The sequence below is a fragment of the uncultured Planktomarina sp. genome (assembly GCA_943788425.1).
Classification (GTDB): Bacteria; Pseudomonadota; Alphaproteobacteria; order Rhodobacterales; family Rhodobacteraceae; genus Planktomarina.
The window spans coordinates 1-14548 of sequence record CALSQF010000006.1; the positions used below are offsets into that span (position 1 = coordinate 1).

Sequence of the window (14548 nt, forward strand, 5' to 3'; positions counted from 1 at the left end):
TGATTTGATCTCTCCCAGTTTCACAACGAGCCGCGGCCGATCTTCACGCCAACACAACGACATCATCCGCGCAACACTGCAAACAGTCGTCGCGTGCAGCAAGCAGAAATGCTTTTTGGACATACAGAGGATATATATCTGGACCTATTTCTACTCTGGCTTTTCTGCGCTGATAGCGGTCAACTCAAGACTATAGAATCCGACTATCCCATAAGATCTGAAAAAGGAGCGTGGCCTATGGACGGCAATCTGCAAAATGATTTGAGTGACGTTGTCGCCAACGACAAAGCCCATGTTTGGCATCACTTGATCCAACATAAAATGTTCGAAACCGCTGACCCCAATATCATTGTTGAGGGCAAAGGCATGCGGGTTTGGAATCAAGCCGGCAAGGAGCATCTGGATGCGGTCTCCGGCGGGGTTTGGACCGTCAACGTCGGCTACGGCCGCGAGAGCATCGCCGATGCCGTGCGCGATCAATTGGTCAAGATGAACTTTTTTGCCGGCTCCGCTGGCTCGATTCCCTGCGGCCAATTTTGCCAAACGCTTGATCGAAAAAATGCCAGGCATGAGCCGGGCCTATTTCTCAAACTCAGGATCGGAGGCCAATGAAAAAGGCTTCAAGATGATCCGGCAAATCGCGCATAAGAAATATGGTGGCAAGAAAAATAAAATTCTGTACCGCGAACGCGATTATCACGGCACCACCATTGCGACTTTGGCGGCCGGTGGCCAGCATGAGCGCAGCGCCCAATATGGCCCCTTTCCTGAGGGTTTCATTTCCGTGCCGCATTGCCTTGAATATCGCGAAGCGGCGCAAGACAACCTCGGACAAGGCGAAAGCTACGGGCTACGCGCAGCAAATGCGATTGAAGATGTCATCCTGCGCGAAGGTCCCGACACCGTTGGCGGTTTGATCCTTGAACCAATCACAGCAGGTGGCGGCGTTATTGTGCCCCCCGAAGGCTACTGGCCACGGGTGCAGGAAATCTGCAAAAAATATGATGTCTTATTGATGATCGACGAAGTTGTTTGCGGCCTTGGGCGCACAGGCACCTGGTTTGGATATCAACATTACGACATCCAGCCAGATATCGTCACAATGGCCAAGGGCGTTGCTTCAGGCTATGCGGCCATCTCATTGACCGTCACCACGGAAGAGGTGTTCGAGCAATTCAAAGATGCCAGCGATCACATGGGATATTTCCGCGATATCTCCACCTTCGGCGGATGCACCGCAGGCCCGGCAGCAGCGCTGGAAAACATGCGCATCATTGAGGATGAAAACCTTCTTGAAAATTGCACAGCCCGCGGAGCGCAATTGATTGCTAATCTCGAAGCCTTGGCTGAGAAACACAGCATCATTGGCGATGTCCGTGGTAAAGGCTTGTTCTGCGGCGCAGAGCTGGTGACGAACCGCGAAACCCGCGAACCGGCACCGGAAGCAAAAGTGCAGGCGGTGGTCAAAGACTGCATGGCGCAGGGCGTCATCATCGGCGCGACAAACCGCTCCTTGCCAGGGTTTCAACAACACTCTGTGCCTGTCACCGGCGCTGATTTGTACGGCCGAAGATATCGACCTCATCACCGATGCAATAGATCAGGCCTTAAGCCGAGTCTTTGGCTAATCCTCCCAAAGCCTGACTAAAAAGGCAGGGCCTGTCCCTGCCTTTTTTATACCCACCAAATATTTCCAAACATGCCACCACTTCTAGACCTTGCGCCCCTACAGAAAACTCGGCATCAATAGATCCAAAAGTCATATAGGTTTAGGTCCAAAATGGCGATTTCTGAAGAGACTTTCTTTTTGCCGCCCGATGCGGAAGGCACCCTGCAAAACCAAATCCAACAGCTGGTCGCCGAAGCGATTCTCAGCGGAAGGTTTCGGGCCGGAGAGAAAATGCCCTCAAGCCGAAAATTGGCAGCCCATTTGGGGGTGAGTCGGATCACCGTGACCCTCGCCTATACCGAACTTCTGGCCGATGACTATCTCACAAGCCGCGGTCGCTCCGGTTATTATATCAGCTCAAATGCACCGCAGCCGCCGAAATTTCCCATCATGCCTCGTGAAGACAAAGTCGATTGGGTGCGCGCCATTGGTCAAAAATTTTCCGGCGGGGTGACACTGATGAAACCCTCCGATTGGGGCAGTTACAAATATCCCTTCATCTACGGTCAAGCCGATGAAACTCTGTTTGATCGGTCGAATTGGCGGCTCTGTGCACTTCAAGCTTTGGGCTCAAAAGACTACGATGCGCTGACCAGTGATTACTTCGATCGGGATGATCCAAAGTTGATCGAATTTATCCTGCGCCACACGCTGCCGCGGCGGGGAATCAGAGCAGAGCCAGATGAGGTTTTGGTCACCATGGGGGCGCAAAATGCGCTTTGGTTGACCGCGAATGTCCTGCTGAACCAAAGGCGAACAGCTGCATTGGAAAACCCCTGCTACCCATCCTTGCGCGATATTTTAACCCAATCACGCTGCCAAGTTGCCAGCGTTGAGGTGGATGCGGGAGGTTTGCGGCCAGACGCCTTGCCGTCTAATGTCGATGTGGTTTTCACCACCCCTTCCCACCAATGCCCGACCGCCACCACAATGCCACTGGAGCGCCGCCGAACACTTCTGGCGCGCGCGGCAGAGCAAGATTTCTTGATTGTTGAGGACGACTATGAGTTTGAGATGTCCTTTCTTAAGGCCCCGTCTCCAGCGCTGAAATCTTTGGACCGTGAGGGGCGGGTGATCTATGTTGGCAGCTTCTCTAAATCGCTGTTTCCCGGGTTGCGGCTTGGCTATCTGGTCGGGTCCAAGCCATTTATTCGCGAGGCACGGGCGCTGCGCTCAACAGTGTTGCGTCATCCGCCCGGCCATATTCAACGCACGGCGGCCTATTTTCTATCGCTTGGTCATTACGACGCGCTGATCCGCCGGATGGGCGCTGAATTTCATGCGCGGCGCTTGGCTATGGAGGAGGCATTCTCCCAAAATGGCCTTACCGTCGCTGGGCAAGGTGCCTTTGGCGGCAGCTCCTTTTGGATGCGTGCCCCGGCGCAGGTTGATACGGAGCAGGTTGCCGAGAGGCTGCGCAGCAAAGGCGTGTTGATCGAACCGGGTCGGCCGTTTTTTACCCAAGAAGATGCGCCAAAAAATTATTATCGCTTGGCCTATAGCTCGCTTCCCGTTCGGAAAATTGCCGAAGGGGTGGCGCTTATTGCCAGCGAGATGCATCCGTGATGCAAGCGGCCTCAGCAGCCTTAGCTTTGCCGCCAGAGCACCTTGCACTACTCGGTTTGATTTGCTTCATTGCCGGTCTTGTGCGCGGCTTTTCAGGCTTTGCACTTTCCGCCATGGTCATGGCATCGGGTGCCTTGATCCTGCCGCCTGTGCAACTGATTCCCGTCTGTTGGTGGCTTGAGATGACCGCCTCGCTTTTCATGCTACGCGGCGGTTGGCGCGAGGCCAATCGCAAGGTCGCTCTGGGTCTGGCGGTTGGCTCAACCATCGGCGTGCCTTTCGGTCTGGCCCTGACCACTCAGGTCGATCCGGAAACCTCAAAGCTGATCGCGCTTGCGGTCATCGCCAGTCTCGCCGCCTTGCAACTTGCCCGGGTGCAATTGCGCTTTTTGGCCAGCAATTGGGGGCTTTACGGATCGGGCTGGATGGCGGGCGTGGCCACGGGGCTGGCCAGTGTTGGCGGCATGGTTGTGGCGCTCTACGTTTTGGCGCAAAATGCTCCACCGCGTGAAATGCGCGCCTCTTTGGTGTTATTTTTGTTTCTGGGCAGTGTCACGACGGCGCTTAGCCTGCTGGCTTTTGGACTAATGGACCGAACCGCCATAGCCCGCGGGTTGGCCATGGCTGGGCCCGCGGCTCTTGGGGTTATCTTGGGACAACTGTCCTTCGCACCAAGGTGGGAGCATCTTTACAAACCGTTTTGCCTTCTGCTTTTACTGGCGCTGGCCGGTTGGGGCATCCTGCGGATGATCTTTGAAATTTAACACCCCCAAGCGGCGCGCCCTATCGAATGCGGATTTCACTGGCCGCATCAAACAGGCGAGCAGAGGCGGGATCAAGGATCAACCCCACCGTGTCCCCTTCCGTTGAGCGTGTTTCGCCGCGCTCCTCGACGACAATTTTCTCGCCAGTCGCGCCCTTCAAATAGGCGTAGGAGACGCCACCAAGGCTTTCGGTCATCTCGATGCGATGGGTCCTGCCCTTTGGGTCAAGAGTCAAATGCTCTGGACGTAGACCAATTTCAACAGCCGTCCCATCAGCCGGCAGGGTGACGGGCAGATCCACGGCGGTCTCTAGGCCCGGCACATCGACCGCACCGTTTTTTACCACTGCTGAAAGGAAATTCATTGCCGGACTGCCGATGAAACCTGCTACAAATTTATTGTCCGGATCACGATAAAGGTCCATTGGTGCGCCGACCTGCTCAATCACCCCGCCCCGTAGAACGACGATCTTATCCGCGAGTGTCATGGCCTCAACCTGATCATGGGTGACATAGATCATGGTCGCGCCGATTTCCTTATGCAGTCTTGCGATCTCCACGCGCATCTCAACCCGCAGTTCCGCGTCAAGATTCGACAAAGGTTCATCGAACAAAAATACCTCCGGCCCGCGCACAATGGCCCGGCCGATCGATACGCGCTGCCGCTGCCCGCCCGAGAGCGCCGCGGGCTTTCGCTTGAGGTAATCATCAAGTTTCAAAATCCGGCTGGCTTCAGCGACCTTTTGCGCAATCTCATGCTTTGGATGGCCATTCATGCGCAGGCCAAACCCCATGTTTTCCTGCACGGTCATATGCGGATAGAGTGCATAGGTTTGGAATACCATCGCCACGCCACGCCGCGCTGGGTCTTCGCGGGTGACATCGCGTGTGCCAATAGAAATGGCGCCGCCCGTGGTGTCCTCGAGCCCAGCCACCATCCGCAGCAAAGTGGATTTTCCGCAGCCAGACGGGCCGACAAATACACAAAACTCGCCGTCTTTGATCTCAAGATCAATCCCATGTATGACCTGAACTTCGCCATATTTTTTGGTGATATTAGATAGAGTTACACCGGACATTTATCTCGTCTCCCAATCGGTCAGCTCCATATCGGAACCTGCCATAATTCTGCTTGGGCCCCAATGGAATTTGCGGTGTCACGCAAAGCGGGCCAATGTTTATTCAATTCATCAATGCCATATCGGTTGGTGGAGGTGGCAATGGACAAAGCGCCAACAACCTGCTCCTGCCCGTTCAAAATCGGGCAGGCTATGGAAATGATTCCAAGTTGGTGCTCTTCGCGGTCATAGGCCACCCGCGCGTCACGGATGGTCAACAATTCCGCCGCCAGAGTTTTCTGATTTCGGTGGGTATTGGGGGTATAAGCAACAAAAGATTGTTCTTCCAAGGCGCGTTTTTGTGCGCGCTCTGGCATGAATGCCAAGATCACTTTCCCGACGCCTGTGCAATATCCCGGTGCTATTTTTCCAGCCTGCGCCAAAGTATCAAATTTGTCAGTCGCTTTGTATTTGTCGACAAATAGAACATGCCCATTGTCGATTTGCGCCAAGTGAATCGCCTCACCGATCTCCTCCGCCAAAGCCTCAATAAATGGGCGGGCGACGGAGGCAAGGGAGCTGTGCCGCCAAGCCGCGTGAGCCAAACGTACCAGCCGAAGCCCCATGGAATAGGTTTGGCGTTCAGCATCAAAGGCCAGCATCCCCTGATTGGTTAGGGTTTGCACGAATCTATAAAGCGTGGGCTTTGGAAAGGGGCTATTGGCCAATAACTCAGAAAACCTCACCGGGCGTTCAAAAGAAGCCACTTGATCCAAGACCTGCATCGCCTTGCCAACCGTTCCATCTGAATGCGGTGCATCATACATTTATAGTGTCAGTCCCAATATTTGCCCAATTCACTTCATTTGAAAATCAACGCCGGGCCAGGAAAATTTTCTGACGCCAACGCCGACGAATTTGTTGACAAGCATATGCGAGTCACGATTAAAATATCAATATGTAAAACCGAGTTTCATTATTTGAAACAAAAATGCGGAAACACTAGGGAGGATACCATGCGTTCCATTTTGAAAGCGACAGCTGTGTCGCTCGCAACACTCGTTGCACTGGCCGGGCCTGCATCTGCAGAATTGACTGGCAACCTAAAGATCAATCTCGATACGTCGAACCCTGCACCACGTGCAACAATGGAAGCTTTAATTGCAAAATTCCAAGCTGCACATCCGGCATTAAACATTACAACTAATGTGATTGATCGTGAGGCCTACAAAACGCAAATACGTAATTTTCTATCAGCCGATGCGCCTGACGTCCTAACATGGTACGCCGCCAACAGGATGAGGCCCTATGTTGAGGCTGGCTTGTTAGAAGATGTATCGGACATGTGGGCTGATGGTACAGACATTGCTAACGAATTAGCATCTACAAAAGGTGCGCTGACAGTTGACGGCAAACAATGGGGCGTCCCTTATACGTACTATCAATGGGGCATCTATTATAGAAAAGATATCTATGAAGAACTAGGCCTCTCAGAGCCTGCTAACTTTGATGATATGCTGTCAAACTGTGAAGCAATGATTGCATCTGGGCGCAAATGTTACACCATAGGAAATAAATGGCTTTGGACCGGAGCTGGATGGTTTGACTACATCAATTTACGGACCAACGGATTTAACTTCCATATGCAAATGGCTGCCGGCGAAATTGAATGGACCGATCCACGAGTTCGTGAAACATTCGCCAACTGGGGTAAATTAATTCGCATGGGCGCGTTCATTGACGACAATCAGAATAAAGACTGGCAGCAGTCACTACCGTTTATAATTGATGGTTCCGCTGGGGCCATTTTAATGGGCAACTTTGCAGTTTCACCGTTACGTGAAGGTGGATTGACCGACGATCAATTAGACTTTCATCAATTTCCGGCAATCACTGCTGGTGTTGCGATGGCAGAAGATGCTCCAACAGATACATTTCATATTGCTGCCAATGCCAAAAATAAAGATAACGCCCGAGCTTTCTTAGCATATATTGTTTCTGCTGATGCTCAAACTGAAATGAATAATGGCGCTAATTTGGGACAGCTGCCGGTTAATTCCAAAGCGTCTGTGGATGATGATAAATTCCTAAATAAAGGCTTTGAAATGCTGTCTTCAAACAGTCCGGGAGGCGTAGCACAGTTCTTTGACCGTGACTTCCCAGCAGAAATGGCGCAAGCTGCCATGGAGGGTTTCCAAGAATTCATGATTTATCCAGATAACCTGGACGATATCCTTGACCGCATCGAAGGCGTACGAAAAGAAGTTTACTAAGTTCAAACACGGGAGCTAATTTTCAACTCACCGAATATCGGATGCGCAGGGCAACCTGCGCATCCGCCCCTAGTATCACTAACGACAAGCGGCTTCCGTTTGTCTTTTCTGATTTCTTAGACCTTCACTTCCCGCGGAAGGCGACTCGATGAACACAACATTGGTCAAACAGAACTGGTACAAGCGAAATGAAATCGCGATCACGCCATGGCTGTTTTTGGTGCCAGGGCTCATTATGTTTGCAATTTACGTAGTCTTCCCAATTTTTCAAAGCTTTCGTATCTCCTTATTCAAATGGGATGGCCTTGGATCATTAGCGACACATGGCGAATATATTGGGATGGCAAATTATGAAAAGCTTCTGACCCGAGATCGCTCTTTCAACATTTCGCTTTGGAACAATCTTAAATGGCTGGTTTTTTATCTAGCCTCAATTCCAGCCGGACTATTTATCGCATTATTCCTCAATCAAACCGTGCGCGGCATTCGACTTTATAAATCCTTGTTTTTCTTTCCATTCGTAATCTCTCAAATCGTTGTTGGCTTGGTTTTTACGTGGTTTTATGATCCACAATACGGGCTATTCAACGGGATCATTGGCTTTGTCGGCTTTAAGCCACTAAATGTTTTGGGTGATCCTACCTTATCGACCTACGGGGTCATAGCAGCTGGGCTTTGGCCACAGACGGCATATTGCATGATCCTTTATCTAACCGGCCTCAACTCCCTTGACCCCGAACAAACCGAAGCGGCTCGTTTGGACGGTGCCAAAGGCATTAGGATGCTTTGGCACGTTATCTTGCCGCAACTACGCCCCGCCACGTTCATTGCCTTTGTGGTGACAGTGATCGGCTCGCTTCGCTCATTTGACCTGATCTCAATCATGACTAATGGTGGCCCGTTCGGGTCATCGCGAGTGCTCAGTTTTTACATGTTTGAAAAGTCCCTTTCAGAATACGGTTTCAAAATGGGCTATGGCGCCGCGATTGCGGTGATCCTATTTCTAATAATGATGGTATTCATTGGCTACTTTTTGTGGCGCATGTACCAAGATGAGAAAGCCACTAACGGATGAAATCCATTTTTGCAGCTTTGGAGCTATAACGGATGTTTCCGAAACCCATCGAAAAATCATCACGCACTTGGCAGCTTGGTTATCAGGCCCTACTACCCACCGTGATGTTACTATGGCTGGCCCCCTTACTAGCCGTGGCGCTCTTTTCGATCCGGCCAGACTCAGATTTTTTAGTTGGCAATTATTGGGGCTGGCCATCATCCTTTGAGATGACCAAAAACTACGGCATGGTGTTTGGCTCCGCAATGCCGCGCTACATAATGAATTCTTTTCTGATAACTATTCCGACAGTAATAGGAGCGGTAGCGCTCAGCTGTATGACCGGCTTTGCACTGGGCGTTTACAAATTCCGCGGAAATTTGCTGATCTTTTTCATGTTCATTGCCGGTAATTTCGTGCCCTTTCAAATCCTCATGGTACCCGTGCGCGACCTGACACTTGATATCGGGTTATATAATACCAAAACAGGGCTCGTTTTATTTCACATCGCGTTTCAAACTGGATTTTGCACCCTCTTCATGCGCAATTTCATCAAAGCGCTGCCCCATGAGCTGATCGAAGCGGCTCGGGTCGAGGGCATCGCTGAGTGGCGGATATTCTGGTTCGTGGTCCTGCCGCTGATGAAGCCCGCGATTGCTGCGCTGTCGGTTTTGATCTTCACCTTCATCTGGAATGATTATTTCTGGGCAATTGTGCTGACCCAGGGCGAAAACGCCCAGCCCGTCACCGCTGGGATTACCAGCTTTAACGCGCAGTTTCGCGCTATGTATCATCTGATGAGCGCGGGCTCGATTGTTGCAGCGCTGCCGCCGGTCTTGATGTTCTTCCTTATGCAAAAACATTTCATTGCCGGCCTAACACTCGGCGCGGTCAAGTAACCTACACCCGAGCCGCCAAGGAGCACGCTATGTCACAGTTTTGGCGCTTAGATGGGCCCGTTCAAACCTTGATTCTCGCGGCTGAACAGGAGAGGCTGCCGCAGGTCATCTACTGGGGGGCGCCCCTGCCCGCATCCGAGGATTGCGCCGCGCTCGCCGCCGCCCATGCGATGGACATCACCGGCGGTATGCTCGACGCCAATCCGGAGCTGTCCATCTGCCCAGAGGCAAGCCAGACCTTTCCCGGCCAACCGGGTCTCATTTGCCGCGATGCACAAGGACGCGTTCTGCGCCCAAATTTTCGCTTTTCACAGGAGCTGACGCAGGACAACAGCCTATGCCTCACCTATGCGGACAAGGAATTGGGCCTAACCTATGAGGCGCATTTTGAACTGACGGCCAGCTCAAACATGCTCACCTGCTGGAGCCGCTTGACGGCGATGCAGCCACTTATGGTAAACTGGCTGGCCGCACCGGTATTTCCCGCAACACAGTTGAGCGATGCGATGATAGGCTTTTCCGGGCGTTGGATTGGCGAGTTTCAAACCCACACAATCCCTTGGCGCCCCGGCATTCACAAGCGCGAGAGCCGCACCGGCCGCAGCGGGCATGAACATTTCCCTGGCCTCATCCTTCCAGAAGTTGGCGCGCGCAATACCACGGGCCGGGCTTATGGGTTTCACTATGGATGGTCAGGCGGACATCAAATGATCGCCGAAGAACTGCCCGATGGACGCCGGCAAATCCAATTTGGCCATGCCTGCGACAGCCACAACGGTCTGTCCCAAAGTTTTGAAACGGCAAAGCTCTATGCTGTATTTTCCGATAAGGGACTCAATGGCTGCGGGACCGCCTTTCAAAGGCACCTGCGCGATCATATCCTGACGTTCCCCGAAGCCTCCCTGCCGCGTCCAGTGCATTATAATTGCTGGGAAGCCATCTATTTTGACCATGATCTTGACAGTCTCAAAGACATCGCAACCCGCGCCAAAAGGCTGGGTGCAGAGCGGTTTGTGCTAGATGATGGATGGTTTGGTCGTCGCGATGATGACAGCTCGTCCCTGGGCGATTGGCAGATTGATCCGCGTAAATATCCCAACGGTCTGGATCCGCTCGATTGATCACGTCACATCTCTAGGGCATGCAATTCGGTCTTTGGGTTGAGCCGGAAATGGTGAACCCTGACAGCGACCTCTTTCGTGCCCATCGCGATTGGATCTTGGGGCCGAAAGACCAATTGCTTGGACGCCAACAAATGGTGCTCGACCTCGCGCGCAAGGAGGTCATCACCTATCTTTATGACTGCATCTCCACCCTGCTTGAGACCTATAATATTAGCTACTTGAAATGGGATCACAATCGGATCCTGCCTCTGTGCGATGTGGCACAAACCGAAGGCATCTATGTGCTTTTGACCCGCTTGCGCGCCGCGTTTCCACATGTGGAGATTGAAAGCTGCGCTTCTGGCGGCGGGCGCATTGACTTTGGCATATTACAGCATTGTCAGCGGGTCTGGCTGTCGGACAGCAATGACGCGCTTGAGCGCAGCCACATTCAACATGGCGCCGCGCTGTTTTTACCCTCCCTGGTAACCGGTAGCCACGTTGGTCCACGCCTCTGTCACACCTCAGGCCGAGTCTTTGATATGCGTTACCGCGCTTGGGTTGCGGCGCAGAGACATATGGGCTTTGAAATGGATCCTCGCGAGCTGGAGCCGCAAGAGGCGCAGGTACTCACCGAGGTGACCCAATGGTACAAAGACAATCGCGACTGGCTGGCCACAGCGGATATCTTGCGGTTAGATACCGCCGATCCCTCGGTTCTGGGAGAGATGCAGCTCGCGGCGGATGGGTCGCGCTTTGTGGTGTTTTCCAATCAACTGGACAGCGCGCAGCAAATTCTGCCCCGCCCGCTGTGCTTGACCGCGCTTGATCCGGAAGCCCGCTATAGCTTGCGGCTGCGCAACCGCGATGAGGCCTCAAACCTATCACGCGGAGCGCCCCTGCTCAAATCGCAAGACCTGCAAGCCTCTGGAGTTTGGTTGATGACCCATGGCTTGCATTTGCCCTATGCCATGCCCGGTTCAATATGGGTTGTTGAAGGGCGCAAACTCTGACTTTATTCTCACAAGACACACAGACCGCCGCAAGGAGATCCCACATGCCCAGCGTCCAGTTTAGCGATCTTAAACAGGCCTCCATCTACATCACCGGCGGCGGATCTGGCATTGGCGCGGCCATCACTGAGGGATTTGTCGCCCAAGGCGCCAAAGTCGCCTTCATTGGAAGATCTGACGCCACGGCTTTCGCCAACGATCTGGCTGAAAAATACGACAACCCACCGCTGTTCATTCAAGGGGACATCACCGACACCGGTGCGCTCCAATCCAGCATGGCACAGGCCAAAGACGCGCACGGCCATATCACCTGCCTGATCAACAATGCGGCCAATGATGCGCGGCACAGCACGGCAGATGTCACAGAAGATTTTTGGGACCAGATGGTGCAAATCAATCTTAAAGCCTACTTCTTTGCCTGCCAAACGGCCCTACCGCAGATGCAAGCCGCCGGCTTTGGCTCAATCATAAATTTCAGCTCTATCAGCTATATGATGGGAAATGCAGGCTATCCCATTTACACCGCCTGCAATTCCGCGATCAACGGAATGACCCGCAGCCTCGCACGGGAATTTGGACCCGACAAAATTCGCGTCAATGCTTTGGCACCGGGTTGGGTTCTGACGCAAAAGCAAAAAGATCTCTGGGTCACAGAAGAAGGGTTGGCGGCCCATGTGGCACGACAGTGCCTCAACGAAACCTTAGAGCCAGAGGATATCGTCGGAGGCTGCCTGTTTCTCGCCTCTCAATCCTCGAAAATGATGACCGGCCAAGCCTTGGTTATCGATGGCGGCGTGGTTACCACAGGATGACGATGACAGCCGATTGGATCGCCGTAGATTGGGGCACAAGCACGCTGCGGGCTTGGGCGATGAGCCAGGATGGGCAAGATTTAGCCACCGCCTCAAGCACAGACGGCATGGGGCAGTTGGCCTCAGCAGAGTTTGAACCTGCATTGTTGCGACTTGTGGAGCCTTGGCTTGAAGTGTCCAAGCCAACCCCCGTCATCGCCTGCGGCATGGTCGGCGCCAAACAAGGTTGGGTCGAAGCGACCTATGCCCCCACCCCCTGCAAGCCTCAATCACGGTTCACCACGGCCCCAACCAGTGATCCAAGGCTCAACGTGCATATCATCGCCGGCGTCAGCCAATCCGAACCAGCCGATGTCATGCGCGGCGAAGAAACGCAAATAGCTGGGTTCCAGCGTCTAAATCCAAAATGGGATGGGGTCATTTGCCTGCCGGGCACCCATACCAAATGGGTGCAAATGAGCGCGGGCGAGATCGTGAGTTTTCAGACATTTATGACCGGCGAAATTTTCGCCCTTCTCTGTACCTCCTCGGTTCTGCGCCACTCTGTCGTCGGCGAAACCTGGGAGGACGACGCTTTCCTGACGGCTGTGGACGAGGCCATGTCCAGACCGGAAGCCTTAGCGGCGCGGCTGTTTGGGATCCGGGCCCAGGATCTTCTACATGGTCTCCCCCCCGCCTCTGCCCGCGCGCGCGTTTCGGGCCTCTTGGTCGGCGCGGAATTGGCCGCCGCGAAACCCTATTGGATCGGACAATCAATTGCCATGATTGGCGCGCAAGCGCTCTGCGATGGTTATGCAGCAGCGCTTTCAGCGCAGCATGTGCCCGTAATTCGCACCGATACCAGCCAAATGACCCTAGCCGGGCTCAAAGCAGCCTATGCCACTTGGAAGGAAACCCCATGACCCGTCCCATCATCGCCATTTTGCGCGGGGTTAAGCCGGAGGAGGTCTTAGCGATTGCAGATGCAATTTTGCAGGCCGGCATTGAAAAAATCGAAGTCCCGCTGAATTCTCCCTCCCCCCTTATCAGTATCGAAGCTCTGGCCAAGGCCTATGGCGCTGATGCCTTGATTGGGGCCGGAACAGTGCTGGCACCCCAAGAGGTCACGCAGGTGGATCAAGCCGGGGGCCGTTTGGTGGTGTCTCCAAATTGCGATGTAGAGGTCATAAGTGCCGCGGTCGCCGCCGGTCTTCAAAGTTGGCCCGGGATCTTTACCCCGAGCGAGGCATTAACTGCTCTCAAAGCGGGGGCAACGGGCCTGAAGCTATTTCCAGGCGACATGGCGCAGCCGCGCGGTCTAAAGGCAATGCGGGCAATTTTACCGGCCGGCACGCAAGTCTATGCGGTGGGCGGCGCTCAGCCAGATAATTTTTCCGATTGGATTGCCGCCAGTGCCGATGGCTTTGGCCTTGGTTCGGCCATATACAAACCAGGTGACACGCCACAGATTGTTCAACAAAAGGCGCGCGCCATTGTCGCCGCATTCGATGCCGCATGGTAAGCGTTTTCGACACCCGCCCTTGCAGCCTGGGCGAGGGTCCGCTCTGGCATCCTTTGCGCGGCGAACTCTTCTGGTTTGACATCAACGCCCATCAATTGCTCAGCAAAACCGCCGTTTGCCAATTTGATGAATATGTCTCGGCCGCCGGTTGGATCAGCAAGGATGAGTTGCTCGTCGCCTCTGAAAGTCAGCTGTTTCGCTTCCATCTTGGCGATCACACTCAAACGAAAATTTGCGACCTCGAAGCAAACAATCCCATTACACGGTCCAATGATGGGCGCTGTGATCCCCAGGGTGGGTTTTGGATTGGCACAATGGGTAAGAAAGCAGAGGCGAAGGCCGGCGCGATTTACCGATATTACCAAGGTAATTTGGTACAGTTGTTCCCTGAGATTACCATTCCCAATGCCATATGTTTTGCTCCAGATGGGCATACCGCCTATTTCACCGACACCCCGCTCCGGCAAATTCTTGCGGTGGATCTGGATGCGGATGGCTGGCCATGCAGCGCGCCGCGCGTGGCGGTCGACCTGACCGGAACGACCGACAATCCAGACGGTGCCGTTGTGGATGCGCAGGGCAATATTTGGAACGCGCAATGGGGCGCGGCGCGTCTGGCCTGTTACAGCCCACAGGGCGTCTTGTTGCAGACCCTCGAAATTGGTGCCGCGCATGCCACATGCCCCGCCTTTGCGGGAGCCAGCGGCCAAATTTTTTGTACCAGCGCAACGGAAGGCATCGCGCCGGAGGCTCTGACTGGGCATGATGGCCAAACCTTTGTTGCCGAAGTCTCCGCCATCGGACAGCTTGAACATCAGGTCATTTTGTGAGGTCCCA

General features: G+C 53.6%; 13 protein-coding genes and 1 pseudogene. 12 read left to right on the plus strand and 2 right to left on the minus strand.

Annotated features, from left to right (window positions below):
• Positions 1-237 precede the first annotated feature (237 nt).
• The 3 genes and pseudogenes from ABLW18_RS05720 to ABLW18_RS05730 all read left to right on the plus strand — a co-directional run bounded on the left by ABLW18_RS05720 (position 238) and on the right by ABLW18_RS05730 (position 3999).
• Positions 238-1628 (plus strand): annotated as a pseudogene (locus ABLW18_RS05720) (aminotransferase class III-fold pyridoxal phosphate-dependent enzyme).
• Positions 1629-1780: 152 nt separating this feature from the next.
• Positions 1781-3235 carry a PLP-dependent aminotransferase family protein gene (locus ABLW18_RS05725; RefSeq protein ID WP_347823887.1) on the plus strand — a complete coding sequence of 485 codons (1455 nt, stop codon included), beginning with the start codon at positions 1781-1783 and terminating at the stop codon, positions 3233-3235.
• A complete protein-coding gene (locus ABLW18_RS05730) occupies positions 3235-3999 on the plus strand; it encodes a sulfite exporter TauE/SafE family protein (protein WP_347823888.1) in 765 nt (254 codons plus the stop codon). Before ABLW18_RS05725 ends, ABLW18_RS05730 begins: the two co-directional genes overlap by 1 nt.
• Positions 4000-4018: 19 nt before the next feature.
• On the opposite strand, the gene ugpC is transcribed toward ABLW18_RS05730, so the two are convergent.
• Together ugpC and ABLW18_RS05740 are read right to left on the minus strand one after the other, a co-directional pair.
• Positions 4019-5077, minus strand: coding sequence for a sn-glycerol-3-phosphate ABC transporter ATP-binding protein UgpC (gene ugpC, locus ABLW18_RS05735; RefSeq protein ID WP_347823889.1), 1059 nt, complete (start codon positions 5075-5077; stop codon positions 4019-4021).
• A gap of 20 nt (positions 5078-5097) precedes the next feature.
• A complete protein-coding gene (locus ABLW18_RS05740) occupies positions 5098-5883 on the minus strand; it encodes an IclR family transcriptional regulator (protein WP_347823890.1) in 786 nt (261 codons plus the stop codon).
• 189 nt (positions 5884-6072) lie between these two features.
• Here ABLW18_RS05740 and ABLW18_RS05745 point away from each other — a divergent pair, with 189 nt between their 5' ends.
• From ABLW18_RS05745 to ABLW18_RS05785, 9 genes are all read left to right on the plus strand, one after another.
• Positions 6073-7329, plus strand: coding sequence for an ABC transporter substrate-binding protein (locus tag ABLW18_RS05745; protein WP_347823891.1), 1257 nt, complete (start codon positions 6073-6075; stop codon positions 7327-7329).
• Between the two features lie 148 nt (positions 7330-7477).
• The gene (locus tag ABLW18_RS05750) at positions 7478-8404 is read left to right on the plus strand and encodes a sugar ABC transporter permease (RefSeq protein WP_347823892.1); all 927 of its coding nucleotides are present in this window, start codon (positions 7478-7480) and stop codon (positions 8402-8404) included.
• A gap of 32 nt (positions 8405-8436) precedes the next feature.
• Complete coding sequence (locus ABLW18_RS05755) at positions 8437-9282, plus strand: carbohydrate ABC transporter permease (protein WP_347823893.1); 846 nt, start codon at positions 8437-8439, stop codon at positions 9280-9282.
• Between the two features lie 29 nt (positions 9283-9311).
• Positions 9312-10403, plus strand: coding sequence for an alpha-galactosidase (locus tag ABLW18_RS05760; protein WP_347823894.1), 1092 nt, complete (start codon positions 9312-9314; stop codon positions 10401-10403).
• A 20-nt stretch (positions 10404-10423) separates the two neighbouring features.
• Entirely contained in the window at positions 10424-11398 is a 975-nt protein-coding gene (locus tag ABLW18_RS05765) for an alpha-galactosidase (protein WP_347823895.1), read from the plus strand.
• A 44-nt stretch (positions 11399-11442) separates the two neighbouring features.
• Positions 11443-12210: an SDR family oxidoreductase gene (locus ABLW18_RS05770; RefSeq protein ID WP_347823896.1), complete on the plus strand. Its 768-nt coding sequence runs from the start codon at positions 11443-11445 to the stop codon at positions 12208-12210.
• Between the two features lie 2 nt (positions 12211-12212).
• Positions 12213-13112 (plus strand): 2-dehydro-3-deoxygalactonokinase, encoded by a 900-nt coding sequence (locus ABLW18_RS05775; RefSeq protein ID WP_347824347.1) that lies wholly within the window; start codon positions 12213-12215, stop codon positions 13110-13112.
• The gene (locus tag ABLW18_RS05780) at positions 13109-13711 is read left to right on the plus strand and encodes a 2-dehydro-3-deoxy-6-phosphogalactonate aldolase (protein WP_347823897.1); all 603 of its coding nucleotides are present in this window, start codon (positions 13109-13111) and stop codon (positions 13709-13711) included. Before ABLW18_RS05775 ends, ABLW18_RS05780 begins: the two co-directional genes overlap by 4 nt.
• Positions 13705-14541: an SMP-30/gluconolactonase/LRE family protein gene (locus tag ABLW18_RS05785; protein WP_347823898.1), complete on the plus strand. Its 837-nt coding sequence runs from the start codon at positions 13705-13707 to the stop codon at positions 14539-14541. Before ABLW18_RS05780 ends, ABLW18_RS05785 begins: the two co-directional genes overlap by 7 nt.
• Positions 14542-14548 lie beyond the last annotated feature (7 nt).